Raw genomic sequence first — 24,590 nt, 5'->3', positions numbered from 1 at the left:
TTTTCGAATTGTAATGTTGCTATTCTATCGTCTCAGTCGCCCATGGAAAACAGCATCGAGCTGATCTTCCAGCCATCTTCCGCGCGCACCATTTGCCAGCTCTCGCTGCCGCGGTTGGTCACCTTGCCGTCGTCGAGAAAGTCGAAATCGAACCACACCGAGGCGACGGCGCCATTGGTGTCGACCCGCACGTTGTAGAAACGTTCTTCGATCGGCTTGTCTGAGGTCTGGACGAGCTCGGCGAACTTTTTCCAGCTCGAAGGAACCACTTTGCGTGCCTTCGGATTGCGCGCCTTGACTTTGGCCCAGACCGCCTCGTCGGCCACCGACAGCCAGCTGTCGTGATCTTGCAGGAACAGGCTGCCGAGGGTCTTGCCGTCACGGGCGATGATCGCCGCCTTGAATTGATCGACGACCGCGTGGATCGCCGCCACGTCGGCCGCTCGGGCGCCTGGGGCGGCGCCTTCGGTGGCATGTGCCGGACTCGCCAGGCAAAGTGCGAGAAGAAGGGAAGACAGTAGAACGCGCATGGAAACTCCCGGGGGTTGGAAAGTTTCCACCTTAGGCAGCAGCCACACAGCGGTCCAGTGGAATGCGCCGACCCGTGCATACCCTGCGACGAAAGGGTTGAGCCTCAATTAGGAATTTCAAAGAAACGACTGGCTTTCAAGATGGGTTCGAAATGCGCGCGCTCATCGCACAAACATCCGCATCAACTTTCTCGCGCAACCGGTGTAGACTGGTCCGCGCTTCAGATCCGAAGCGCTACCGGAGTGCATATGAAAGCAATATGGAATGGTGAAGTGCTGGCGCAATCGAACGATACTGTCGTCGTTGAAGGGAACCATTATTTTCCCCCCGCCTCTTTAAACCGCCAGTTTTTCAGCGACTCGAGTACGACAACCAACTGTCCCTGGAAGGGGACCGCGAGCTACTACAACATTGAAGTAAACGGCAAGGTCAACAAGGATGCGGCGTGGGTGTATGCCACACCAAAATCCGCTGCGTCAAATATTACTGGCCACATCGCGTTCTGGAAGGGTGTGGGTGTAAAGCCCTGACGCGGTGCATTTATCGCATTGTTCTGCAAGGTGTTTCAGGTATGGGGCGTCGGGTGTCTGGTCGATCTGATTTTGGCCGAACCCGACCGTTCGCGTCAGATTATCAGGTTGCCGGGCTGAAAAAGATTACAGGCTGTTTCGACAGGCAACTGTCGACCCGAAGTGAACGCTTAACTGCTCGGTTTTGCGAGGCTGTCCAAAGCCCGAATTTCTTCTATCCGTGGTTCCGTGAGCCAGAGCGAATCGACCAGCGAAAATACTTCGTTCGCTAACGGCGTACCAACGACGTTCTCTCTATCGAGTGCGCGGCTGCAGAGGCTGCGGTCATCCGCACGCCTTCCTTTGGCGTTAGTCACCATAAATGCCCCACCACCTGGTCGAGGCTGGTAAAGCAGGGAGACCAGCATGCGGTCAGTTGGCGATGTGCCATCTCCCCACGGCCCAATGACCATATCGACAATGGGCATGTGCTCTGGCCCGTCAATTGTCCAATGCACAAAGTAGACAGCCTTCGATCCAGACGAATCCGCTAAATCTCCCCAGATGGTCCTGGATTGCTTACCGCAGCAATCGCAGTGTCCTGTTGACTCGTTCCAGAAGTTCGCCCGTACGATGTCATCGTTACCCATGCTTACTCCTTGTCACCACGGCTTACACGAAAGGCCTAGCCTGCATTCAGGCCAGCATAGATAGTTGCTCGTTGAATGTCGAGCAGCAGGCACCACAGTCCGGAATTGATCCGAACCGGTCGTTCGTTCTTCAAAAAACGATGAATTCAGGGTTGGATTGGAAGGCTCTCTGGCTCGGCGGCATTTGTTCAAATTCGACCGAATTGGTGATGGCAAGAATCCGCTCGGGCTCTTGCGCCGTCAACGCGTGAACCGGCCGCTGATGCGTGTGGCACGCCCATCCGGCGCCCCTCGCTTTGCCCCGTCATGCTGACATCGCGGGAAACCGTCAGACGCACATACGTCCATTGCATTATGCGAGCCTGTTGCCTGGCTTGCTTACTCGGGCCAGGAACCCAGTTGGCTGAACTGCCCGGCCTGATCGACAAGCACCGATACCAACATCGTCTCGTTGGCGTGCCTGAAGCGGTAGCGCAGGCTGTGGCCCCCTTCCTTGGGTTCGCTGGACAACAGTTCGACCGTTTGAAGCGGCCCCTTTTCATCGGCGCGTTCCTTCAGGTAGGTCAGGTGGGCAGGCGTGAACCTGGCGCCCAATTCAGGGGTCAGACCGGTTGGCGGCTTGCCTGCTCCAATGCTGGCCATCAAGGCGCGCACTTGCGCCGTCAGACCAGGATTTGCGTCCGCAATCGCTTTTGGTGGGGCGTCGAACAACGCGGGCACGTAGTGCGCCGCGATCATGTCGGCAAACCTGGCCGGGAGCGCAGTCGTCGAATTGGCCAGCACGACCACCGTCAGCTTGTCATCGACATAGCGACACAGCTGCGTGCGAAACCCTTGCCAGGCACCGCCATGGGAGATGTGCCGGCGACCTTTGACCGTATCGACGAACCAGCCCAATCCATAGGGGGCGTCCGACCCATCGTTCAACCTGGCCGGCGTGAAGCTGGCAGTGCGCAAGCGCGCATCCAGGATCTTGTCGCCGTACAGGGCCTGGTCCCAGGCCGCCAAGTCGCGCGCGGTCAGGTATAGACTGCCGTCCGCCGTCGTATTCAGCCTTGGCGCCACCCAGGACTGGTTCTTGTAGGCGTCTTTTTTCCACTCGTAGCCGGCAGCGCGGTGGGGAACGATGTCGGCTTCGCTGATCGCGCGCGTGCCCATGCCGAGAGGTGCAAAAATACGTTCGCGCAGCTGGTCGCCGTAGAATTTGCCGCCGGCCCGGTTGGCGATGAAGCCCAGCAGATGAAAGCCCATATTGCTGTAAGCCCATTTCTCGCCCGGCGCGGAGCGCACCGGGACTGTCGCTTCGAGCGCGATCAGTTCTTCGTCGGTGTAGTCCTTGCGGAAGTCAATGACATCGTAGGGGTCGCCCAGCCCGGAAGTGTGACTGAGCAGGTGACGAATCGTTATCGATGACCAAGCCGCCGGGGTGTCGGGCAAGTGGCGCGAGATCGGATCGTCGAGCCTCAGCTTGCCATCCTGTTCGAGCAACAGGATCAGCGCCGCAGTGAACGTCTTGCCGATCGAGCCAGACTGGAACACCGTCTGCGGTGTGACCGGAACGCCATGCTCGAGGTTGGCCGTGCCATAGCTTTTTTCCTTGATGACTTTGCCATCCTTGAGCACCAATACACTCAAGCCGGGCACGTGGCGCCGTTTCATTTCGGCCATCACAGCGTCATCAAGGCTATCTGCGCGGACGGGACTGGCCAGTATCAATGAAACGAGGGCGAGGTGAATGAGACGCATAAAACTCCGGTCTGGTGAGGATGAGTATCGGTGGCGACGCGATGCAATTCTGGTCTCAACATGATGGCTGGTGAACGCGTGCAATTCGCCTTTCGCTACAACGATCAGCATTACGACGCCGTCATGCGTTTTGCTTCGGAGCTCCCCAGTAATGAGATGAAGCCTCCAGTCGCATGCCTGGATAGCGTCTTAGCTCGAATGAATGGCGACGCGCCAAGGGCAGAAGGCTAACCTTCCTGTGAACGGTATAGTGTGTCGAGTCCCAGCAGATACCATCCTGCAGTACTACCATGAACAATTGTTTTACGAACGATGGCAACTCGACAGCAATCTTCGGGGCCTTTAAACGACCGTTCACGATCCTCAGCGGTCACTCACGAAAATGCCTCACCGATCTTCAGCGTTTGGACGCTCGCTTTTTATAAGCAACTACACCCCAAATTGAAGCGGCACCGAGCACTGCTAGCGCCGCCACATGTTGCTTGTTGGAGAGCATGAGACCGGCACAGCACAGGAAGCATAAACATGCAAGTAACGCAGCGCGTGCGTTGATATTGGTGTTTTTCATAGCTGACTCATCGAATTTAGCGGTTAGCGAAATTGACAATGCCTGCTTCTGGCCGAAGCTGGATGTCGAAATTAGCATAGCAGGTAGTCATGCTTGAATAATCGCCGAATGTCACGAAGGACGGGAACCGACCCACAGCGCACGCCGCTAATTCAGACCCAAAAGGCAGCAGATCTCTGCTCCAAAGGACAATACCTAAGTCTCCACAGGGCACCTGAAGGATGCCCTGCTCGTGTCTTCATGGCGCCTCGTACTCTTCACACACGAACAGTTGTTCACAAAGGGACCCACCTGATGAATGATCTCAGGCATAACGTGGATTGTATGGCTGCTTCTCGGCCAAGTCAGCAGTTCGCGTTAGCTTCGCAGGTTGCCTGGCTCGAAAAGTCACTGACTGTTTCGACAGACAGCTATCGGCCCTTAGCCGACGGTGGTAAACAGTTCGGCTGTCCAATCGGCAAACGCGCGCATCGCCGGAGAGAGAAAGCGGCGATGAGGGTAAAGTAGTGATACAGGAACAGGTGCTGGCCGCCAGTCGGCCAGCACCTCGACTAATTCTCCGCTCCGCAATTGTTCCGCCACGAGCATCTCAGCCAACTGAATCAGGCCGCGTCCCTCGATGCCAAGCTTGATGTAAAGCCCAGTCTCGTTGACTGCTACCTTGCCGGACACCGGAACGGTGACGCAATGCCCGTCTTCGACAAAATGCAGCTCACTTCCCCGCCGCGTCGTGCTGGAAAAGTAGTGGACAGCCTGGTGTGCTTGCAGATCCAGCAGCCTCTTGGGAGTTCCCTTTTCTTCCACATAGGACGGCGCTGCGCATGTGACCCAGCGCAACGCCCCCAAACGGCGCGAGACCAGTGTTGAGTCATTGAGGTTGCCGGTACGGATCACACAATCGACGCCATCCTGGATCAGGTCCACCTGACGATCATTTATACCGATCATGAGATAGATATCCGGGTAGCGTTGCTCAAATTGCGCCAAACGCGGCAGGATCAGGGCATGCGCGATGCCCCCCGGCATATCCACCCGCAGCCTTCCTTGCGGGCGCTCGGCAGAGCCGTTCAGGCTCGCCTCCGTGTCGTCAATCAGGTCGAGTATCTCGCGGCAACGGTAGAAGTACTGCTCGCCTTCCGGTGTCAAGCTGAGGTTTCTCGTTGAACGGTTGAGCAGCCGAATTTGCAAATGTTTTTCAAGCCTTTTGATGATGCCGGTGACGGATGATGGCGGTAAGCCGAGCGTCTGCGCTGCGCGTACAAAGCTCTTGCCTTCGACGACCCGGACAAACACCTGCATTGCTTGTACGCGATCCATATGTCGGCCTGATAGCTATAAGGAAAAGGCACTATAACCCACCATTGTTCGCATTTTCTGCACGATGAAAACCTTCAGGACCACTTTTTCCGCATCGTTGCGCCCCCTATAGTGCAGGTATCAACGCTAGAGGAGAAATCAACATGGCCAACCAAGCCCGCCAATTATCGGTACCGCTAACGATGAACCAGGCAGACCCTGACGCGACGTCTAAAAAGATTCTTGTACTCGGTGCCGGGGAACTCGGGATGCCGGTACTGCGCAGTCTTGCGCAACGTGCGAAGGACGTCGATGGTGTGACCATCAGCGTGTTGCTGCGCGCAAGCGCCGCAGCGTCCAATGTGCCAGACAAGCAGCGTGATGTGGCCGAAATCCGAAACCTTGGGATTGACATCATCATCGGCGATCTTGTAAAAAGCTCGATCGACGAGCTGGCCGTGGTGTTCGGCCAATATGACACAGTCATAGGATGTGCTGGCTATGCAGCGGGTATCGACACGCCAATGAAATTGGCGCGTGCTGCCCTGCAAGCGCGAATTCCCAGGTACTTCCCATGGCAGTTCGGCGTCGATTTTGACGTCATCGGTCGCGGCAGTCCGCAGGACATCTTCGACGCCCAGTTGGACGTGCGCGAATTGCTGCGGGGTCAGCACCAGACTGAGTGGGTGATCATCTCGACCGGTATGTTCATGAGCTACCTGTTTGAGCCAGAATTCGGCGTCGTCGATCTTGAAGAGCATGCGGTGCACGCTCTTGGCAGCCTCGACACTGCTGTCACGCTGACTACGCCAGATGACATTGGCGTTCTGACTGCCGAGGTCGTTTTCACGCAACCCCGTATCCGCAACGACATCGTTTATTTGGCTGGCGACACTGTGACGTATCGGGAGGTGGCCGACAAGCTGCAAGCTGCGCTAGGCAAACCCTTCAGCCGTTCAGCATGGAGCGAAGAATACTTGCTGGGCGAGTTGGCCCGCGACCCACATAATATGATGCGCAAGTATCGCGCCGCCTTTGCGCAGGGAAGGGGTGTTGCTTGGGATAAAAGCGACAGTTTCAATGCCCAGCGCGCTATTCCGGTTACCGACGTGGCATCGTGGATCAATGCAAACTTGATTTCTGGCCGTAGCAATGACGCCAGGGGTGCGTAGCGCACCTTGGGCAATCCAATAAAGGTGGACACAACCTGCGGATTGCCTGGACCTATCCGACCCGCAGTCGTCGATCCATCGCGAAACTTGGACTTCAGTTTGCCAGGTAGAACCCAAGAGCAAGGGCAATCTCAACGGTCACTGCCAGCAGAATGCCCGGACCAGCATGGCCAATAACGAGTTCAATGATGCCCAATAGGGCGAGCATGAGACAGGTGAGCATGAGGCCCGACGATACGGCTGTGCGAGCGGGGCACGGCCCGACGTGCCTCAACTTGAATAACATCAGGCCCATGCCAGCGAACAGGGGCGAAGCGCGTCTGCTGACGAGCCCAACTGGCTCAGAAAACTCCACGGCCCATAGAGACAGTAACAGATTCGGCGTGAGCAGCCAGATGAGCGCAAGTGCAACGCAGATTGATGCCGACAATAGAGCGATATGTTTGAAATCGATTTTCACGCAGTCCTGTCGTCCTGTGCATCAAAGTCCGCATTGACTAAATCCGGCAGCAGTAATCGTACCGAACACCCGCACTCATCCTCGCTCAGCAACCAGGGCTCTGGGCCGAATCCGGCCTCTCGGAGCACGATAGCAGCTTCCTGGGTAGAAAATTCCTCAGATTGTCACGAGTGACTGGTTGAATCCAAGGCCGAACCCGGTCGTTCACGTCAAATGAGTCATCGCAGAGCTTGTGTCTGAATGTCAGACCTGACCCCGGCACGGACATTGGCAAGTGCTGAGGATATCCGTCAATGACTCGTAAACATCGCCACCACACTGTGAGGCGCTTCGTTACCAAAAAAGCGCAGGTGATTCTGCGCACTCTCCATGGCGACAGCGGCGCTGCGTGAGAAGAGCGCTAGTTCGTACGTTGCCAATGCGGCCTCAATGTCATCGGGATGATTGCAAAGCGCATGTGCGAGTTCAGCACCGTCAAGGAGTGCGAGGTTTGCGCCTTCGCCGGCAAATGGCGACATTAGATGCGCAGCATCACCAACCAGCGTGACGCCACGGATTCGTTTCCATTGATGGTCTACCGGCAACGCATGGATGGGCCATACGACTGGCGCGGTATCGCTCGCAGTTACCAGCGCGAGAAGCTGCGCATCCCAGCCAGCAAACTCCATGGCGATTCGGTTGAGAGCCTCTGCTCTCCGACTAAAATCGATGGCATGGATCCATGGACCAGGCTTATTCAGAGCAATATAGGTGTGCAGCATGCCGTTCGCATGGTGATGCGCCAGGATTGCCCTGCCTGGTGCCACTGCCATCAACGTACCCGAGCCAATGGCCGCCGTGTTTTCGGGATGCCGGACCGGGCCATCAAACAGGCGGTTCTCGACGAAGAACGTGCCGGTATATTGTGGCGTGGCGGATGAGACCAGGGGCCGCACTCTCGACCATGCGCCATCTGCCCCAACGAGCAGGTCCGTCTCAACCGTAGTGCCGTCTGCAAACACGAGTTGATGCCGCCCATTGGCAAGTGGAATAGTCTGGGTCAGCTTTCTTCCCCATTTTATGGCGCAGGCGGGCAAGGAAGCGACTAAAAGGTCTCGCAAGGCACCTCGCTCTACCTCGGGCCGTGCACCAGAGCCCGAGCTCGGCCTGTCAAATAATAGGGCGCCGTGTTTGTCAACGATACGCTTCGCATCTTCGCCAGGTAGTGCAAGGGCGAGAAATGCCTCGTAAAGGCCTGCCGCTTTCAGCCCTGACTGGCCGTTGTGCTCGTGAATATCGAGTAAGCCACCTTGGGCCCGCGCTGTGGGTGACGCTTCGCCCTCGTAAATGGTGGCCCGTATGCCGTTGACGTGCAAAACACGTGCAAGCGTTAAACCGGCCAAGCCAGCCCCGACAATAGCAATACGCGGTGAGCTTGGATGAAGGGGGCGTGCAGAGTAGGCCATTTGGATGCGTTCCGATCTGAGATTACGCGACGAAAGCGCGCAAGCTCGAAAATTTCCGATAAAGTCGGAGGAAACGCTGGCCTGCCTTGCAGAAGTGCAAAGCGACGTGTCGGCGATTGGCTAGCTGCGCGACCATGCAGTCACGCAAAGTTAAGCCATCGTTTTTCGCATTGTTCGAGACTGGAGTTTGTCGCAAACAAGGCATTTCTGTCAAGAACCGCTTCTGGCCGGAAGCAGCGCGCCTTGTCTGCACTCGCTTTTATTTCAGCGACCTGCACCATTTCAGCAAAGTTCGCAGACGCCGAGTTCGCTGCTTGGTCTGCTCCGTTCCACGTGCATTTACGTATATAAACGCGATCGGCGCCCAGCACAGCTGCCTATTGAACTACGGGCATGCAAACTGTGCTTCCCAATCGTCCGCTCCAAACTCCCGCCAGGATTGGTAAACACGCGCACGCCTTTCCATGAGCATCGCGTTTGTTCTAGAACGGCCAATATGTAGGTGCGGTAAGCCAGTTTAGCACTGGTTTAGAGCCTCCTTGAGATAATCCATCAAGGCTCGTACTTTGGGCGTGAGCGACGTATGGTCGGTTACGCAGGCAAATATCTGCATTGGCTCGGGCATGGCTTGTCCGGCGGTTTGATGGAGCTGGTCAAATAATGTTACAAGCAGGCCGCGTTCTATCAGTGGTTGCGCGACAAAGTCTGCCAAGCGCGTAATGCCTCCCCCATTGACCGCCATCTGCGCCAGCATATCGATATCGTCACTGATCATGGATGGATTAACTGGCGCATCAAAGTGCACTCCATCGCGTACGAATTCCCACGGAAGGAAGCGGCCGTTGGTAGCGTAGCGCAGTACGAGGCAGGAGTGAGATCGCAGCTCTTGAGGCGAAGTCGGTGTCCCGGCATCTTTCAGATATTCAGGCGAAGCACAGATTAGAAACGGGCGCGACGCAATAACCCGTGCCACAAGTCGGTCGTCGAGTTGCGCAGCAATACGTATGCTGACGTCGATTTTTTCTCGTAGATGGTCGGCACGGTGGTTGGCGCTTACCAGCTCGATTGCCAGGCGTGGATAGCGGCGGCCGAATGCCGGTAGCAAGGGCGCAAGGAGATGGCGGCCAACTGAGGACAAGGTTGCGATAGTGAGATGCTCCTGCAAGTCCAGCCCTTTGTCTACAGCCTGTTTTGCCAGATCGAGTTCGCGCGGAATATGACGAACCTTGTCGTAATAGACGCGACCGGCTTCGGTCAGTGCCATTTGCCGAGTGGTACGCGCCAGTAAACGGACACCGAGATGTTCTTCAAGGCGTGCGATGTTTTGGCTAACGGATGCCGCGCTGACGCCTAGAGAACGGGCGGCTGAGGCAAGAGTTCCGGATTCGACGACACAAGTGAAGTTGGTGATTGCGCCCACAATGTTCACGGCATTCCCTAAAAGCATTCATAAATTTTTCTTGGTGAAGACTTAAGCTGCCGGCGTCTTCTGTTGGCCAGTGCTGAATGATAACCTGAATTATCTCTTGCATCTTAGATAGGTCAATACCAATGAATCATTCAAATCGGTGGATTGCAAAACGCAGGTTGCCAAAATTTTTTGCGCCCTATGTATTTGCACTATATATGGCAATAGTGATGTCATTTCTGATGTCCATGGTAATTACATTCACGGAATTTGGATACGATAGAAACTACTTGTGGAACGTGATGTCCGCCTACCGCGTTGCAATGCCGGCAGCCTTCATTTGCATCTTGATAGTGCGTCCGCTCGTTGCGCGACTTGTAGCGCTGAGCGTAAGTTCCGATGTTTGAATCTCAGCTGCTAGTAAAGCTTCTTCAAGCGATCCGTGGCTGGGTGGTGTGAGCTATTTCTATTATGAGATCGATCATCTCGATAAAAGCCACCAGAATTCTGACGAGCTTTCAGCGTGAATCGTCGCCGTTATAGACAGCGATGCGAACCATAACAATGTTGGGAGGAGTATTCTCGGCTCAAAAGTGCCTGTGCGACTCCAGCAAGAGCAGGGTCAGGTCTGACATTCAGACACGAGCTTAACAGAAAGAGTGTTTATAGATGCTTCGGTGAAGGTGCTAAGGAAGAGTTCGTGTCCAAATGTCAGACCTGACCCTGGCTACGCAAATGTCAGACCTGACCCTGGCTACGTGTCTGACCTTATCGTTCGTCCATACTCATGCTCAATAAGTGATAAATGAAAAGAAGTGTGCTGAAAAAAAATAGAACTTGATCAGGGCATTAGTACACATCGCGCCGGTAGCGGCCATCGGCCATCATCGCCTCGACCGTGTCCACTCCCAGCACCTCGACCAATGCATCATGCACGCCGCCAGCCATCCCCTGCAGGCTGCCGCAAACATAGATCGCCGCGCCATCGTGCACCCACTTGCGCAGCAGCTCACCCTGCGCGGCGACCAGGTGCTGGACATAACGCGCCGTGCTCCCGTCGCGCGAAAACGCTAGGTCGAGGCGGGTGAGGGCGCCGCTGTCGCGCCATGCTTCCAGTTCGCCTCTGCACAGAAAATCATGAGCCGCATTACGCTCACCGAACAGCAGCCAGTTGTCGTGGGTGCCGGTGTCGATGCGCGCCTTGAGCAGCGCGCGCAGCCCAGCCAGCCCGCTGCCGTTGCCGATGGCGATCAGTGGCCGCAGCGCGTTCTCGCCCAGCCGGAAGCGTGCATGCGCGAGCACCCGCAGCCGGATCGTGTCTGTCGCAAGCGCGTCCGTGCACAACCAGCCGGACGCCGCGCCCGGCGTCCCGTCGGCACGCTGCTGCAATCGCACCAGCAGCGTGAGCTGGCCTTCTGCTGGCACTGACGCAATCGAGTATTCGCGCGGATGCGCCGGGGCGGCCGGTGCGCTCACCTGCGCCAGGTCACCCGCTTCCCAGCCCGGCAGCGCGCCATCCTGCGGTGTCAACGCGAGGCGGTACAGCGGTGCACCGGCGCTGCCGGGATTGAGCAGCGTGCGTTCGGCGATGCGCCAGGCGCCGTAGGCGGGCGCTTCCCAGTCCGGTGCGTCGCTCGTGCCGGCCAGATGGCTCAGGTGGTGTTGCCAGGCGGCCAGCGCGGTTGGCGCGCCGCGGTCGACGTCGATCCGCTCGAACAGGCTTGTTGCGCCGCGCTCACGCAGCCAGGCGTCGAGCGCGCGGCCGAAGCCGCAGTAGTTGGTATAGGTGATGTCGCCCAGGGCGAGCATGCCGAAGTGCAGCTGCGACAGGTCCGGCGCCGCGTCCATCGTCTGCGTGGCAAAGCGCGCGGCGGGATCGGGCGCGTCGCCTTCGCCGTAGGTGCTGCAGATGAACAGGATGCGGCTGGCGCTGGACAAGGTCGCCAGGTCGAGCGTCGAGATGCAGGCCGCGCGCGCGTCCAGGCCCCCGAGCGCCAGTGTGGCGGCCGTCCGTTCGGCCAGAAATTCTGCGCTGCCGGTCTGGCTCGCGTAGACCACGAGCCAGTCGGCTGCTACGCCGCTGGGACGTGCCTTGGCCAGATGCATGCGCCACAGTCCCAGGCACATCGCAAGATAGGCGCCGGACAGCGCCAATGCGCTGCCCCAGCGCAGCGGTTCGATCGTCATCATCATTGCAGATTCATTGCATCATCAGGCGCCAGGTGCCTGTGGTGGTTTCTTTCAGGCCGGCTCCGGCGCGCACGAGAAAGCGCGCCGCAATCCCGCGTTGTTCCGCAAACGCCAGCCCGTCGTCGGGCCCCAGCACCGTCAGCGCAGTGGACAGCGCATCAGCCGCCATACAGGTCGGCGCCAGCACCGTGACCGAGGCCAGATCGTGATTGACCGGGTAGCCGCTGCGCGGGTCGAGCGTGTGCGCCATGCGCCGCATGCCATATTGAAAGCTGCGCCGGTAGTCGCCCGAGGTGGCAATCGCCATCCCGTGCAGGGCAACAACCGTCTGCCCGACACCTTCGCAATCCGGCACGCCCTCGACCTCGACCCACCACGGCTGGCCATCCGGTTTAACCCCGGCACCACGTAATTCGCCGCCTGCTTCGACGACGAAGTGGCGCACGCTGCGCTCCTCGAGGCAGGCGGCCATGCGATCGACTGCATATCCCTTGGCGACAGATGAAAAGTCCAGCATCGCGCCGCCCGGTTGCAGCAGGCGCCGCCCCGCATGGTCGAGCATCGGCTGGCGTTCAACCCGGCGCGCGATAACAGCAGCAACCAGCTCAGCCTGCGGCGCCTGGAACCCCGGCTGGTCGTAGCGTCCGTGGGCGCCAAAGCCCCACAGATCGACGAGGGCACCGGCGGCCGGATCGTAAGCCCCGCTGCTGTCGGCCGCTACCTGCAGCGCATACTCGGCGACCGCAAAAAACTGCGGCGGCAGCGCGTGCCAGCTCCCGGCCGGGGCGCGGTTGTAACGCGACAGCAGGGAGCCTTCGTCCCAGTGGCTCATTTGCGCAACGATCTCATCCAGCTCGCCTTGCAGCGCGCGGGTGACTACCGCGCCATCGGCGCCCGGCGGCAGCATCAGCCGCGCCGACCAGGTCGTGCCCATCGACATGCCGGATGTGGTGAACAGCGAGCTGCCGCCGGGCGGCATGGCCGCGTCGACGTTCAGGGGAACAAGAATGGTACGCATCGAGCCTTTTCGCCCTTATTGCGGCAGGACGTCGAGCGTGGCCGTGTAGCTATAGCGCTTGGCGCCCGGCGCTGGCGGACCTTTCTGCGTCTCGAGCGGGAACTTGGCCGAGAGCCAGTACATATTCGCTTCCGGCACCGTGAACTTGACCTCGCCCTTGGCATCGGTGGTAAAGCGCAGCTCGCCCAGCGTGCCGCGGTACTTGACGGCGCCCGGCACCATGCTGAACGGGAAGTTCGGCAGCGGCTTGCCGTCGAGCTGGAAGCGGAAGGTGATCGGTTCGCCCGCGCGCAGGTCGGACGGATTGGTGACCGGGATCATTTCGAGGCCGACGCCGCTTGGCTTGAGCGCCGTGTCGTTCATGTCATTGGCCGAGACGAAAGTTTCCAGGCGCGTGTGCGTGGTGCTGGTGGTTACGTCGGTCGCGCCAGCCGGCACTTGCGCGCCCGGTGTGCCTTCGACGCCGCGGAAGCGCTTGACCTCGCCGCCCAGCTTGTAGCTGCCCATCACATTGTTGCTGACGATGGCCAGGCGATAGGTACCGTTCTTCGGCAGGGGAATGTCGATCGTGCTGCGGAACTTGCCGAGCACGGCGCCTTCGGCCTTGGTCGTCACGCCATCGGGCCCCGTGATCGTCAGATTGTCCAGGCGCAGCGGCACGTGGTGGAATTCGAACAGGCCTTCCGAGATCGCGCCGTCGAGCGTGACCCACGGCTCTTTCGCTTCGACCATGGCCGTGCTGGGCAGCAGCCAGCCGCGGTGCGCCTGCGCGCTCATCGACATGCCGGCCAGGGCCAGGCCGAGCAGGGCGCCCTTGAGGATACGGTTGTGCATGGGATTCTCTCTGGATTGTTGTTATTGGAGCTCGAGGGCGACGGCGCCCAGTTCTTCCTTGCCGGCCGCATTCGCCGCGACCTTGCCCTTGCCGGTCCACGTGAACGGCACTTTGACCAGTTCACGCCCGCCCGCTTCGCGCGCTGCTTCCACGACCAGCTTGTAGTCGCCGGCCGGCAGTTTGTCGAGGCCATGCTTGGCGCCGTCGAATTTCATCGTCTGACTGCCTGCCGGACGTGTGGCGCCGCTGACGCCATCGAGCGGGAATTTCGCATCACGCCCGGCCTTGCGCCACCACGTACGCAGGTCCTTGACCCACTTCTCGCCGGCAGCATCCTTTTTCAGGTCGTACAGCACGGCGAGATTGGCCGCGACGCTCTGGTCGGCGCGTTCGAGCCAGATCGCCACATACGGCTTGTGGTATTCGGCCACGTTCAGTTGCGGCAGGTCGAATTTGACGGACAGGTCGGCGGCCATGGCCCAGCCGGAAACGAGCGGCAGCGTCAGGACGAGCGAGTGGGACAGTTTCATTCTTGGTCTTCTCTCAGGTTGGAATTAGATGAATAGCTCAGTTGGCCAAACTTCAGTGGACAAACAACAACGCCAGCACGGCTGGCAGCACGATGCCGAAGCCGATCACCGGCCAGGTCGACGGCCGGTTGGTCGCGTGGTATTTCATGATCAAAAAGCCCGTGATGCAGAACACGATGCACGCGACCGAAAAAATGTCGATGAACCAGCTCCAGACGGCGCCCGTGTTGCGGCCCTTGTGCATGTCGTTGAGCCACGAAATCCAGCCGCGGTCGGTGCGCTCGAATTCGGCGCTGCCGTCGACGGCGATGCGCAGCCAGGCGTCGCCGCCGGGGCGGGGCAGCGCGATGTAGGCGTCTTCCTCGGTCCATTCGGCGCGCTGGCCGTGTACATCGACAGGGAACGCGCTGTTGGTCCAGTCGGCGATGCTGCTCGGCAGCGGCACCTTGGCGTCGGCGTGTTCTTCGGCCCACTGCCTGAATTCGGGAAGCAGTGGCGCCGGCAGCGTGGCTTTCAGGCGCGTGACTTCAGGCGTGGCCTTGATCAGCGCCGCGTTGTTCAGCGTCAGCCCCGTAAAACTGAACAGCAGCATCGCCATCAGACAGATCGCCGAGCTGATCCAGTGCCATTGGTGCAACTGCTTGAGAAACATGGCGCGGCCCGCGCCCGGGAGGCGCTGGGGCATGCCGCTGGCAGCGGGGGCGGGCGTACTGGTTGCTTTGGCCGATGCCGGTAACACCGGCTGGACGACATCAGGGGACGGGGCGGAGGTGGACATGCGTTAAATGATAACGATTATCATTTACAAGGTCAACGTGGTATTGACGACAACCGCACATTTGCCGGTGTGGTGTGAGTGTTCAAAAACACATTTGGTAATAAATTATTCTAGGAATGTAATCTGCCCCGCATGGGATCATGCGTTACAATCATGAGCGCAAACAGGCAGGATTTTGCACATGTATCGGTACTGAAACAGTCCTTCCCCCACAACTTGATGTCTTGAAGTGCAATCCGCTAAACGGTCAGGCCGTGTCGCGGAAGGTTAAATAACCCGCCCAACCCTCGCGAAGCGCGAAAAGAAAGGTGAGCAAGAATGATGCAACAACAAAACGCCAACTCATACCTGTTCGGCGGCAATGCCCCGTACGTGGAAGAGTTGTACGAGGCCTATCTGGACAATCCGACGTCGGTGCCAGAAAACTGGCGCGCCTACTTCGACCAGATGCAGCACGTGCCGGCCGTCGATGGCTCGAACCGTCCTGACGTCGTCCATTCATCGGTCATTGCGTCGTTCGCCGAACGCGCCAAGCAAGGCCCGATCCGCACCGTGGTTGCTTCGGCTGACTCCGAACTGGGCCGCAAGCGCGTCGCCGTGACCCAGATCACCGCCGCCTACCGTTACCTCGGTTCGCGCTGGGCCAACCTGGATCCGCTGCAGCGCCAGGAACGTCCGCTGTTGCCAGAACTCGATCCTGCGTTCTACGGCTTCACCGAGTCCGACATGGACACGGTCTTCAACATCACCAATACGTATTTCGGTCAAGAAACCGCGCCACTGCGCGATATCCTGAACATGCTGCGTGACACGTACACCCGCTCGATCGGTGCCGAGTTCATGTACATCAGCGACCCGACCGAAAAGCGCTGGCTGCAAGAGCGTCTGGAATCGATCCGTTCGACCCCGACCTTCTCTGCCGAAAAGAAAAAACACATCCTCGAGCGCCTGACCGCGGCCGAAGGCCTCGAGCGCTACCTGCACACCAAGTACGTCGGCGCCAAGCGCTTCTCGCTCGAAGGTGGCGAATCGTTCATCGCGTCGATGGACGAAGTCATCCAGCGCGCCGGTGAAAAGGGCGTCCAGGAAATCGTTATCGGCATGGCCCACCGTGGCCGCCTGAACGTCCTGGTCAACACCCTGGGCAAGAGCCCGGCCGACCTGTTCGAAGAATTCGAAGGCAAGCACGCCGACGACCTGCCAGCCGGTGACGTCAAGTACCACCAGGGCTTCTCGAGCGACATCACGACGCCAGGCGGCCCGGTCCACCTGTCACTCGCCTTCAATCCGTCCCACCTCGAGATCGTCAACCCGGTGGTCGAAGGTTCGGTCAAGGCGCGCATGGAACGCCGTGGCGACCGCAAGGGCAAAGAAGTCTTGCCGATCCTGGTGCACGGCGATGCTGCATTCGCCGGCCAGGGCGTGGTCATGGAAACCCTGAACCTGGCGCAGACCCGCGGCTACGGTACGGGCGGTACGGTCCACATCGTCATCAACAACCAGATCGGTTTCACGACGTCGGATCCGCGCGATGCGCGCTCGACGCTGTACTGCTCGGACGTCGTCAAGATGATCGAAGCACCGGTGCTGCACGTGAACGCCGACGATCCTGAAGCCGTCGTACTGGCCAGCCAGATCGCACTCGACTACCGCGCCGAATTCGGCAAGGACGTCGTCGTCGACATCATCTGCTACCGCAAGCTGGGCCACAACGAGCAGGATACGCCAGCGCTGACCCAGCCGCTGATGTACAAGAAGATCGCCAAGCACCCGGGCACCCGCAAGCTGTACGCCGAAAAGCTGGCAGCGCAGGGCACCATCGAAGCCGATGGTGGCGACAAGCTCGTCGCTGCGTTCCGCGATGCGATGGATGCCGGCAAGCACACGGTCGATCCGGTGCTGACCAACTTCAAGAACAAGTACGCCGTCGACTGGGCACCGTTCCTGAACAAGAAGTGGACCGACGCGGCTGATACCGCCGTGCCACTGACCGAACTGAAGCGCCTGGCGCAACGCATCACCACGACGCCAGAAAACTTCAAGCCGCACTCGCTGGTCGACAAGGTGCTGGCCGATCGCGCCAATATGGGCCGCGGCGAAGTCAACCTCGACTGGGGCATGGGCGAACACCTGGCCTACGCGTCGCTGTTGTCGTCGGGTTACGCCATCCGCCTGTCGGGCCAGGATGCCGGCCGCGGTACGTTCGTGCACCGTCACGCCGTGCTGCACGACCAGAACCGTGAACGCTGGGACCAGGGCATCTACCTGCCACTGGCCAATGTGTCCGAGAACCAGGCCAACTTCACCGTGATCGACTCGGTGCTGTCCGAAGAAGCCGTGCTCGCGTTCGAGTATGGTTTCTCGACCGCCGAACCGAACACGCTGACGATCTGGGAAGCCCAGTTCGGCGACTTCGTCAACGGCGCGCAAGTCGTGATCGACCAATTCATCGCTTCGGGCGAAGTGAAGTGGGGCCGCGCGTCGGGCCTTGTCATGATGCTGCCGCACGGCTATGAAGGCCAGGGTCCGGAGCACTCGTCGGCACGTATCGAGCGTTTCCTGCAACTGTGCGCAGACAACAATATGCAAGTGGTCCAGCCAACGACCGCCGCCCAGATCTTCCACCTGCTGCGTCGCCAGATGGTGCGCCAGTTCCGCAAGCCACTGGTCATCTTCACGCCGAAGTCGCTGCTGCGTAACAAGGATGCCGGTTCGCCGCTGACCGACCTGGCCAAGGGCGGTTTCCAGACCGTGATCGGCGAATGCGACGAGAAGATCGACGCATCGAAGGTCAAGCGCGTGCTGGTCTGCTCGGGCAAGGTCTACTTCGACCTGGTCAATGCACGCAAGGCGCGCAACGTGACCGACACCGCGATCATCCGCATGGAACAGATGTACCCCTTCCCGCACAAGTCGTTCGGCGCAGAACTCAAAAAGTTCCCGAACGCCGGCGAAGTGGTGTGGGTGCAGGACGAGCCGCAAAACCAGGGTCCTTGGTTCCAGATCCAGCACAACATCTTCGAAGGCATGGAAGATGGCCAGCGCCTGGCATACGCCGGTCGCGCCGCCTCGGCGTCGCCTGCGGTCGGTTATGCCGACAAGCACATCGCGCAGCAGAAAGAACTGCTGGAGACGGCGTTCTTGAAGCTCAAGGGCTTCATTCTGACGAAGTGATCACCAATAAGTAAGACCACGACCCCGGCGCTGCGCGTCGGGGTTTCTTGCAAAGAATAATTACTGGAGTTTTAAATGGCACAAATCGAAGTCAAGGTCCCTGTATTGTCGGAATCGGTTGCTGAAGCAACCCTGCTGTCCTGGCACAAGAAAGTCGGCGAGTCCGTCGAGCGCGACGAGAACATGATCGACATCGAGACCGACAAGGTGGTCCTGGAACTGCCAGCGCCAAGCGCCGGCGTGATCGTGCAACTGCTCAAGGCCGACGGCGCAACCGTCGTCGCCGGTGAAGTCATCGCCGTCATCGACACCGAAGCATCGGCGCAGACCAGCCCGCTGCCAGTGAAAGCCATTCCATCGGCCGCGCCAAACGCACCGATCGCTGCCGCGCCATCGCAAGCCGCTCCGGAAGCTGCATCGAACCAGTCGAAAGCCGGCGTGGCAATGCCTGCCGCTGCCAAGATCCTGGCTGACAACAACATGAACGCCGCCGGCGTTGATGGTTCGGGCCGTGACGGTCGCGTGACCAAGGGCGACGCCCTGGCCGCAGTCGCCAACAAGCCAGCCGCTGCAGCAGCACCTGCGCCAGCCGCCGCCCCTGCCAAGGCACCACTGCAGCAAGTCGCTGCCGCCGCGCCAGCCAGCCAGGGCGACCGTCCGGAAGAGCGCGTGCCGATGAGCCGCCTGCGCGCCCGTATCGCCGAACGCCTGCTGCAATCGCAGTCGACCAACGCCATTTTGACCACGTTCAACGAAGTGAACATGGCGCCAGTCATGGACCTGCGTAACAAGTACAAGGACAAGTTCGAGAAAGAACACGGCGTCAAGCTGGGCTTCATGTCGTTCTTCGTCAAGGCCGCTGTTGCCGCACTGAAGAAGTATCCAGTGCTGAACGCGTCGGTCGACGGTAACGACATCGTCTACCACGGCTACTTCGACATCGGTATCGCTGTCGGTTCGCCACGTGGCCTGGTGGTGCCGATCCTGCGCAACGCCGACCAGATGTCGATCGCCGACATCGAAAAGAAAATCGGTGAATTCGGCCAGAAAGCCAAGGAAGGCAAGCTGACCCTGGACGATCTGAACGGCGGTACGTTCTCGATTTCGAACGGCGGCGTGTTCGGTTCGATGATGTCGACCCCGATCATCAACCCACCACAGTCGGCCATCCTGGGCGTGCACGCGACCAAGGACCGCGCGGTTGTCGAAAACGGTCAGATCGTGATCCGTCCGATGAACTACCTGGCCATGTCGTACGACCACCGCATCATCGACGGCCGCGAAGCCGTCCTGGGCCTGGTCGCGATGAAGGATGCGCTGGAAGATCCGGCCCGCCTGCTGCTGGACCTGTAAGTCTCAACCTGGCCGGCGCCCCGTGGCGCCGGTCATAGTTTGCCGGAGAACGACATGCTGTCAGACGAAATCAAGCGGCTGCACGAGCTGCACCAGGCCGGCGCGCTGTCCGACGCCGAATTCGAGCAGGCCAAGGCGCGCATTCTCTCTGGCGCGTCAACCGTCAGCCTGACGAAGGAGAGCGCGTTCAAGAGCGGCTCGTCGTTCGACACGCACCGCGACGACCTGCTCAGCGGCCTGCGCCGCACGCGGCTCGATCGCTGGCTCGGCGGCGTGTGTGGCGGCCTGGCGAGCACCTATGGCCTCGAGTCGTGGGTCTGGCGCCTGATCTTCGTGCTGTTCGTCCTCACGTTCGGCTTCGGCATCCTGATCTACCTGCTGCTGTGGGTATTTGTTCCGGAAGAATAAAAAAGGAATCATGTAATGAGCGATAAACAATTTGACGTCGTCGTCATCGGCGGCGGTCCTGGCGGTTACATTGCTGCCATCCGCGCAGCCCAGCTGGGCTTCAAGGTTGCCTGTATCGACGAATGGAGCAACGCCGCCGGCAAGCCTGCCCCGGGCGGCACCTGCACCAACGTCGGCTGCATCCCGTCGAAAGCACTGCTGCAGTCGTCGGAGCACTTCGAGCACGCCGGTCACGCGTTTGCCGACCATGGCATCAACGTCTCGGGCCTCGAACTCGACCTGGGCAAGATGCTGGGTCGCAAGGACACGATCGTCAAGCAGAACAACGATGGCATCCTGTTCCTGTTCAAGAAAAACAAGGTCAGCTTCTTCCACGGCCGCGGCGCGTTCGCCGGCACTGCTGAAGGCGGTTACACCATCAATGTCAGCGGCCCGACCACCGACACGCTGACCGCCAAGAACGTGGTCATCGCGACCGGTTCGAACGCACGCCAGCTGCCAGGCGCCGAATTCGACGAGAAACTGATCCTGTCGAACGCCGGTGCACTGGCGATCGACGCAGTTCCGGGCAAGCTGGGCGTGATCGGCGCCGGCGTCATCGGCCTGGAAATGGGCAGCGTCTGGCGCCGTGTCGGCGCTGACGTCACCGTGCTCGAAGGTCTGCCTACTTTTCTCGGCGCAGTCGATGAGCAGATCGCCAAAGAAGCGCACAAGCTGTTCGTCAAGCAGGGCCTCAAAATCAACCTCGGTTGCAAGATCGGCGCGATCACCAAGGGCGAGAACAACGTCACCGTGGCGTATGCCGACAGCACCGGCGCCGAACAGAGCACCACGTTCGACCGCCTGATCATCTCGATCGGCCGCGTGCCGAACACGATCGGTCTGAACGCCGAAGCCGTGGGCGTGCAGCTCGACGAGCGCGGCTTTGTCGTGGTCGATGACGAGTGCCGCACCAATCTGCCGGGCGTGTGGGCAGTGGGCGACGTCGTGCGCGGCCCGATGCTGGCGCACAAGGCCGAAGAAGAAGGCGTTGCCGTGGCCGAGCGTATCGCCGGTCAGCACGGTCACGTCAACTTCAACACGATTCCTTGGGTCATCTACACGTCGCCAGAGATCTCGTGGGTCGGCAAGACCGAGCAGCAGCTCAAAGCCGAAGGCATCGCCTACAAGGCCGGTACCTTCCCGTTCATGGCCAACGGCCGTGCGCGCGCGCTGGGAGACACGTCGGGCATGGTCAAGTTCCTGGCCGATGCCACGACCGACGAAATCCTGGGCGTGCACATCGTGGGTCCGATGGCGTCCGAGCTGATTTCGGAAGCTGTCGTCGCGATGGAATTCAAGGCCTCGGCCGAAGACATCGCCCGCATCTGCCACGCGCACCCGTCGCTGTCGGAAGCCACCAAAGAAGCCGCACTGGCGGTGGACAAGCGTTCGCTGAACTTCTAAGCAGCAGAAACTTCGCCGGCATGCGTGCCGGCGCGTGAATTCCATGGGGTGGACGGCGTCGCCGTCCACCCCATGTTTTTATCGGTATCCCATGAACGTTCAAGAATATTATGTGCACGAGCTCAACGCGCGTGGTTTCACATCCGACCCCGCGCAGCAAATGGCGGTGGACCGCCTGCAGCAGGCGTACGACGACTGGGTCGCCTACAAGGCCCAGCGGTCGTCCGCTTTCAAGCGCCTGATCAACCGCCCCACGGTGCCGAAAGGCGTGTATATGTGGGGCGGGGTGGGGCGCGGCAAATCGTTCCTGATGGACTCGTTCTATTCGGTCGTGCCGGTGGTGCGCAAGACGCGCCTGCACTTTCATGAATTCATGCGCGCCGTCCACGGGCAGCTGGATGAACTGAAAGGTGTGGCCGATCCGCTCGACGAAGTCGCCAAGCGCATCGCCAAGAAATACCGGCTGATCTGCTTCGATGAATTCCACGTCTCGGACATCGCCGACGCGATGATCCTCTACAACCTGCTCAAGGCGCTGTTCGACAATGGCGTGAGCTTCGTGATGACGTCGAACTACGAGCCGTCGACGCTGTACCCGGACGGCCTGCACCGTGACCGCATGCTGCCGACCATTGCGCTGCTGCAGGCCAAGCTGGACGTGCTGAACGTCGATGCCGGCAACGATTACCGCAAGCGCGCGCTCGAGCAGGTCGAGGCGTATTACACGCCACTGAATGCCGCGTCCGACCGCGCGTTGCGCGACGCCTATGCCAAGGTGGCCGACATCGCCGACGAAGCGCCGGTCGTGCACATCGAGAACCGCGAAATCCGCGCGCTGCGCCGTGCCGGCGGCGTGATCTGGTTCGATTTCGCCACGCTGTGCGGCGGCCCGCGCTCGCAGAACGATTACCTGGAACTGGCCAGTCAGTTCCACACGGTGGTGCTGTCCGGCATTCCTGCAATGTCGGCGGCGCAATCGTCCGAAGCACGCCGCTTTACCTGGCTGATCGACGTGTTCTATGACCACAAGGTCAAGCTGATCATGTCCGCGGCCGTCGAGCCCGAAGAGCTCTACACGCAGGGCCAGCTGGCCAATGAATTTCACCGGACCGTATCGCGTATCATCGAGATGCAGTCGCGCGAATACATGCTCTCCGAGCGGCGCGGCGCGGCCGACAAGATCGCCTGATGCGGCCAGGCACGACAACAAGGATCCACATGACATCACATTCCATGCTGCGCGCCGGCGCGCTCCTGGCCTTCGCCAGCGTGCTGGCGGCCTGCTCGACGACCGGGCCGGCCGCGCCGGACGTGCCGCCGCCGGCATCGACCTCCACTGCGCAGGCCCAGGAGCGACTGGCAGCCGTGGCCGCCGAGCGCCGCGCCATCGACACCCGCTACGCTGAACGCGAAGTGGTCTGCTACGAAAAATTCTTCGTCAACAATTGTCTGGAGGAGGCTAGTGAGCAGCAGCGCATCGCCTTGCTCGAGCAGCGCGCCATCGAGATCGAAGCGTCGCGCTATCTGCGTCAGGCCAAGGTCGATGAGCGCGATCGCGCGCTGGCCGTGGCCGAAGCCGCCTTCCAGAAAGAAGAAGCCGAACTGGCCGCCAATCCACCGGCCGTCAAGGCGCCGCCAACCGCGGCCTTGCCAACGCCGCGCACGACGCCTGAATCACGCGCAGCCCGTACCAAGCGCCTGCAGGAAAACGAGGCACGTGCCCAGAGCGCCCAGGCGCGCGCAGCCCAGAATGTGGCGGCAGCCGAAGCACGTCGGGTGGAGTCGATCGAGCGCCAGAAGCAGGTGGCGCGCCGCGTTGCCGACCGCGAGGCAAAAGCAGCCAAGCGCGCGGCCGATGAGGCGGCGAAGAAAGCGGCTCAGCCGCCTGCAGCGAGCAACTAGGCGCTGGCCGGTTTGGCCAGCTTGACGATCGCCATGGTGCAGTTGCCGCCTTTGCCCTGCGAGCGTTCACCGGCTTTGCTGATGAGCTTTTCAGCGGCCTGGCGCGGCGTGGACTTGGCGGTCACGGCGGCCAGTTCGGCATCGGTGAAGAAATGCCACAGGCCGTCGGAACCCAGCAGGAAGCTGTCGCCGGCGACCAGGCCGGTGTGGCTGCCGGTCGTGACGAATGGCTCCTTGCGGCTATTGCCCAGTACATTGAGCAACAGCTTGGAGCGGCGGTGGTTGCGCGCCGCATCGGCCGGCAGGCGGTCGCTCGAAATCAGGTGCTCGACGTAGGCGACGTCGCTCGTGCGCATTGCACACTTGTCGTGCTCGAAGCGATACAGGCGCGAGTCGCCCACATGGGCCCAAACCGCTTCGCAATGCGGACTGATCACCAAACCGACGAAGCTGGCGTGCAGTTCGGTCTTGCCGGCGATGGCGTTCATCTTGATCACCGTGTGGGTTTCGCTGATGATCTCGTGCAGCAGCTGCGCCAGTCGCTCGATGTCCGGATGCTCGCCGGGCTTGAATTCGTCGAACACCTGACGCGCCGTGTGCAGCACCTGTTCCGCGCCGGCGGGGCTGGCGATGCCGTCGGACAGCACCGCGAGCACGTAGCCGGGCGCGCGCGCGCCCGTGAGCAGGGCAGCGCGATCGTTCTGTTGGGGGCGGTTGCCGATGTGTTGCGCAGTGCCCGCTTCGATCCTGTAGGAAGTCATAAATGCTTGTTTTCTTTAGCCTAACGCCAATCTTTGTTGGCGGCAATGACCGCGTGGATTAAACTATGCACCGAGAACCAAGCAACAAGCAAGAAGATTTGCTTAGAGCAATACTGGAAGGCCCGCTGCGCCAGCGCCGACCGGCTCCCAATTCCGCAATCCCATCTGCAACCACTGTTTGGAACAGACCATCATGATCGATGTCCAGGACATCCAGCGCCGTATTATTGAACTCGATGTGGAACACCGCGACCTCGATGCCGTCATTGCCCTGCTGACCGCGGACGGCCACGCGGACGGGTTACAACTGCGCCGCCTCAAAAAGCGTAAACTGCAGCTCAAAGATCATATTACGCTGCTGAAGATGCAGCTGGTCCCCGATATCCCGGCCTGAGCCAATTGCCTCAGGC

The 24,590-nt window shown here is 60.1% G+C and carries 24 protein-coding genes; 10 read left to right on the top strand and 14 right to left on the bottom strand.

From position 1 onward, the window contains the following. Positions 1-32: 32 nt before the first annotated feature. Positions 33-530: a nuclear transport factor 2 family protein gene (locus AC56LH_RS12500; protein WP_499646450.1), complete on the bottom strand. Its 498-nt coding sequence runs from the start codon at positions 528-530 to the stop codon at positions 33-35. A gap of 249 nt (positions 531-779) precedes the next feature. Between AC56LH_RS12500 and AC56LH_RS12495 the strand changes: the two genes are divergently transcribed. Then, a complete protein-coding gene (locus AC56LH_RS12495) occupies positions 780-1,061 on the top strand; it encodes a DUF427 domain-containing protein (protein ID WP_499646448.1) in 282 nt (93 codons plus the stop codon). A 170-nt stretch (positions 1,062-1,231) separates the two neighbouring features. Here AC56LH_RS12495 and AC56LH_RS12490 read toward each other — a convergent pair whose 3' ends face one another. The 4 genes from AC56LH_RS12490 to AC56LH_RS12475 all read right to left on the bottom strand — a co-directional run bounded on the left by AC56LH_RS12490 (position 1,232) and on the right by AC56LH_RS12475 (position 5,321). Then, positions 1,232-1,690 (bottom strand): hypothetical protein, encoded by a 459-nt coding sequence (locus AC56LH_RS12490; protein ID WP_499646446.1) that lies wholly within the window; start codon positions 1,688-1,690, stop codon positions 1,232-1,234. A 378-nt stretch (positions 1,691-2,068) separates the two neighbouring features. Then, complete coding sequence (locus AC56LH_RS12485; protein WP_499646444.1) at positions 2,069-3,547, bottom strand: serine hydrolase domain-containing protein; 1,479 nt, start codon at positions 3,545-3,547, stop codon at positions 2,069-2,071. Between the two features lie 286 nt (positions 3,548-3,833). Then, entirely contained in the window at positions 3,834-4,004 is a 171-nt protein-coding gene (locus AC56LH_RS12480) for a hypothetical protein (RefSeq protein WP_499646442.1), read from the bottom strand. Positions 4,005-4,424: 420 nt separating this feature from the next. Continuing rightward, positions 4,425-5,321 (bottom strand): LysR family transcriptional regulator, encoded by an 897-nt coding sequence (locus tag AC56LH_RS12475; protein WP_499646440.1) that lies wholly within the window; start codon positions 5,319-5,321, stop codon positions 4,425-4,427. 182 nt (positions 5,322-5,503) lie between these two features. Between AC56LH_RS12475 and AC56LH_RS12470 the strand changes: the two genes are divergently transcribed. Then, positions 5,504-6,472 (top strand): aromatic alcohol reductase, encoded by a 969-nt coding sequence (locus AC56LH_RS12470; RefSeq protein WP_499648468.1) that lies wholly within the window; start codon positions 5,504-5,506, stop codon positions 6,470-6,472. A 94-nt stretch (positions 6,473-6,566) separates the two neighbouring features. Here the strand turns inward: AC56LH_RS12470 and AC56LH_RS12465 are convergent, their stop codons facing one another. The 3 genes from AC56LH_RS12465 to AC56LH_RS12455 all read right to left on the bottom strand — a co-directional run bounded on the left by AC56LH_RS12465 (position 6,567) and on the right by AC56LH_RS12455 (position 9,806). Continuing rightward, a complete protein-coding gene (locus AC56LH_RS12465) occupies positions 6,567-6,932 on the bottom strand; it encodes a hypothetical protein (protein WP_499646438.1) in 366 nt (121 codons plus the stop codon). A 290-nt stretch (positions 6,933-7,222) separates the two neighbouring features. Then, positions 7,223-8,377 carry an FAD-dependent oxidoreductase gene (locus AC56LH_RS12460; protein WP_499646436.1) on the bottom strand — a complete coding sequence of 385 codons (1,155 nt, stop codon included), beginning with the start codon at positions 8,375-8,377 and terminating at the stop codon, positions 7,223-7,225. Positions 8,378-8,894: 517 nt separating this feature from the next. Then, a complete protein-coding gene (locus AC56LH_RS12455; RefSeq protein ID WP_499646434.1) occupies positions 8,895-9,806 on the bottom strand; it encodes a LysR family transcriptional regulator in 912 nt (303 codons plus the stop codon). A 122-nt stretch (positions 9,807-9,928) separates the two neighbouring features. On the opposite strand from AC56LH_RS12455, the gene AC56LH_RS12450 reads away from it, so the two are divergent. Further along, a complete protein-coding gene (locus AC56LH_RS12450) occupies positions 9,929-10,192 on the top strand; it encodes a DUF2798 domain-containing protein (RefSeq protein ID WP_499646432.1) in 264 nt (87 codons plus the stop codon). Positions 10,193-10,634: 442 nt separating this feature from the next. Here AC56LH_RS12450 and AC56LH_RS12445 read toward each other — a convergent pair whose 3' ends face one another. Genes AC56LH_RS12445 through AC56LH_RS12425 form a run of 5 tightly spaced genes read right to left on the bottom strand, consistent with a single transcriptional unit; the run spans position 10,635 to position 15,043 of the window. Beyond that, entirely contained in the window at positions 10,635-11,978 is a 1,344-nt protein-coding gene (locus tag AC56LH_RS12445; RefSeq protein WP_499646430.1) for a sulfite reductase subunit alpha, read from the bottom strand. A 7-nt stretch (positions 11,979-11,985) separates the two neighbouring features. Then, complete coding sequence (locus AC56LH_RS12440) at positions 11,986-12,993, bottom strand: FAD:protein FMN transferase (protein ID WP_499646428.1); 1,008 nt, start codon at positions 12,991-12,993, stop codon at positions 11,986-11,988. Between the two features lie 15 nt (positions 12,994-13,008). Then, positions 13,009-13,827 (bottom strand): DUF4198 domain-containing protein, encoded by an 819-nt coding sequence (locus tag AC56LH_RS12435; protein WP_499646426.1) that lies wholly within the window; start codon positions 13,825-13,827, stop codon positions 13,009-13,011. A 21-nt stretch (positions 13,828-13,848) separates the two neighbouring features. Beyond that, entirely contained in the window at positions 13,849-14,358 is a 510-nt protein-coding gene (locus AC56LH_RS12430) for a DUF2271 domain-containing protein (RefSeq protein ID WP_499646424.1), read from the bottom strand. 52 nt (positions 14,359-14,410) lie between these two features. Then, the gene (locus AC56LH_RS12425; RefSeq protein WP_499648465.1) at positions 14,411-15,043 is read right to left on the bottom strand and encodes a PepSY-associated TM helix domain-containing protein; all 633 of its coding nucleotides are present in this window, start codon (positions 15,041-15,043) and stop codon (positions 14,411-14,413) included. 411 nt (positions 15,044-15,454) lie between these two features. Here AC56LH_RS12425 and AC56LH_RS12420 point away from each other — a divergent pair, with 411 nt between their 5' ends. The 6 genes from AC56LH_RS12420 (at position 15,455) to AC56LH_RS12395 (ending at position 23,419) form a co-directional block, all read left to right on the top strand. Continuing rightward, positions 15,455-18,310: a 2-oxoglutarate dehydrogenase E1 component gene (locus AC56LH_RS12420; protein ID WP_499646422.1), complete on the top strand. Its 2,856-nt coding sequence runs from the start codon at positions 15,455-15,457 to the stop codon at positions 18,308-18,310. Between the two features lie 75 nt (positions 18,311-18,385). Next, positions 18,386-19,663, top strand: coding sequence for a 2-oxoglutarate dehydrogenase complex dihydrolipoyllysine-residue succinyltransferase (odhB, locus tag AC56LH_RS12415; protein ID WP_183555439.1), 1,278 nt, complete (start codon positions 18,386-18,388; stop codon positions 19,661-19,663). A 54-nt stretch (positions 19,664-19,717) separates the two neighbouring features. Beyond that, the gene (locus AC56LH_RS12410; protein WP_499646420.1) at positions 19,718-20,071 is read left to right on the top strand and encodes a PspC domain-containing protein; all 354 of its coding nucleotides are present in this window, start codon (positions 19,718-19,720) and stop codon (positions 20,069-20,071) included. Positions 20,072-20,086: 15 nt separating this feature from the next. Further along, on the top strand, positions 20,087-21,517 hold the full coding sequence (gene lpdA, locus AC56LH_RS12405; RefSeq protein WP_183555437.1) for a dihydrolipoyl dehydrogenase: 1,431 nt from the start codon (positions 20,087-20,089) through the stop codon (positions 21,515-21,517). Between the two features lie 91 nt (positions 21,518-21,608). Continuing rightward, the gene (zapE, locus tag AC56LH_RS12400; protein WP_499646418.1) at positions 21,609-22,706 is read left to right on the top strand and encodes a cell division protein ZapE; all 1,098 of its coding nucleotides are present in this window, start codon (positions 21,609-21,611) and stop codon (positions 22,704-22,706) included. Positions 22,707-22,735: 29 nt separating this feature from the next. After that, positions 22,736-23,419 carry a hypothetical protein gene (locus AC56LH_RS12395; protein ID WP_499646416.1) on the top strand — a complete coding sequence of 228 codons (684 nt, stop codon included), beginning with the start codon at positions 22,736-22,738 and terminating at the stop codon, positions 23,417-23,419. On the opposite strand, the gene AC56LH_RS12390 is transcribed toward AC56LH_RS12395, so the two are convergent. Further along, positions 23,416-24,180, bottom strand: a complete 765-nt coding sequence (locus AC56LH_RS12390; RefSeq protein WP_499646414.1) for a PP2C family protein-serine/threonine phosphatase — start codon at positions 24,178-24,180, stop codon at positions 23,416-23,418. The two genes, AC56LH_RS12395 and AC56LH_RS12390, sit on opposite strands and share 4 nt — an antisense overlap. A gap of 193 nt (positions 24,181-24,373) precedes the next feature. On the opposite strand from AC56LH_RS12390, the gene AC56LH_RS12385 reads away from it, so the two are divergent. Continuing rightward, on the top strand, positions 24,374-24,574 hold the full coding sequence (locus AC56LH_RS12385; RefSeq protein ID WP_343025543.1) for a YdcH family protein: 201 nt from the start codon (positions 24,374-24,376) through the stop codon (positions 24,572-24,574). Positions 24,575-24,590: the final 16 nt, after the last annotated feature.

It is taken from the genome of Telluria sp. LT1R51-2 (genome assembly GCF_059685775.1).
This window is presented reverse-complemented; position numbering and strand designations above follow the sequence as displayed.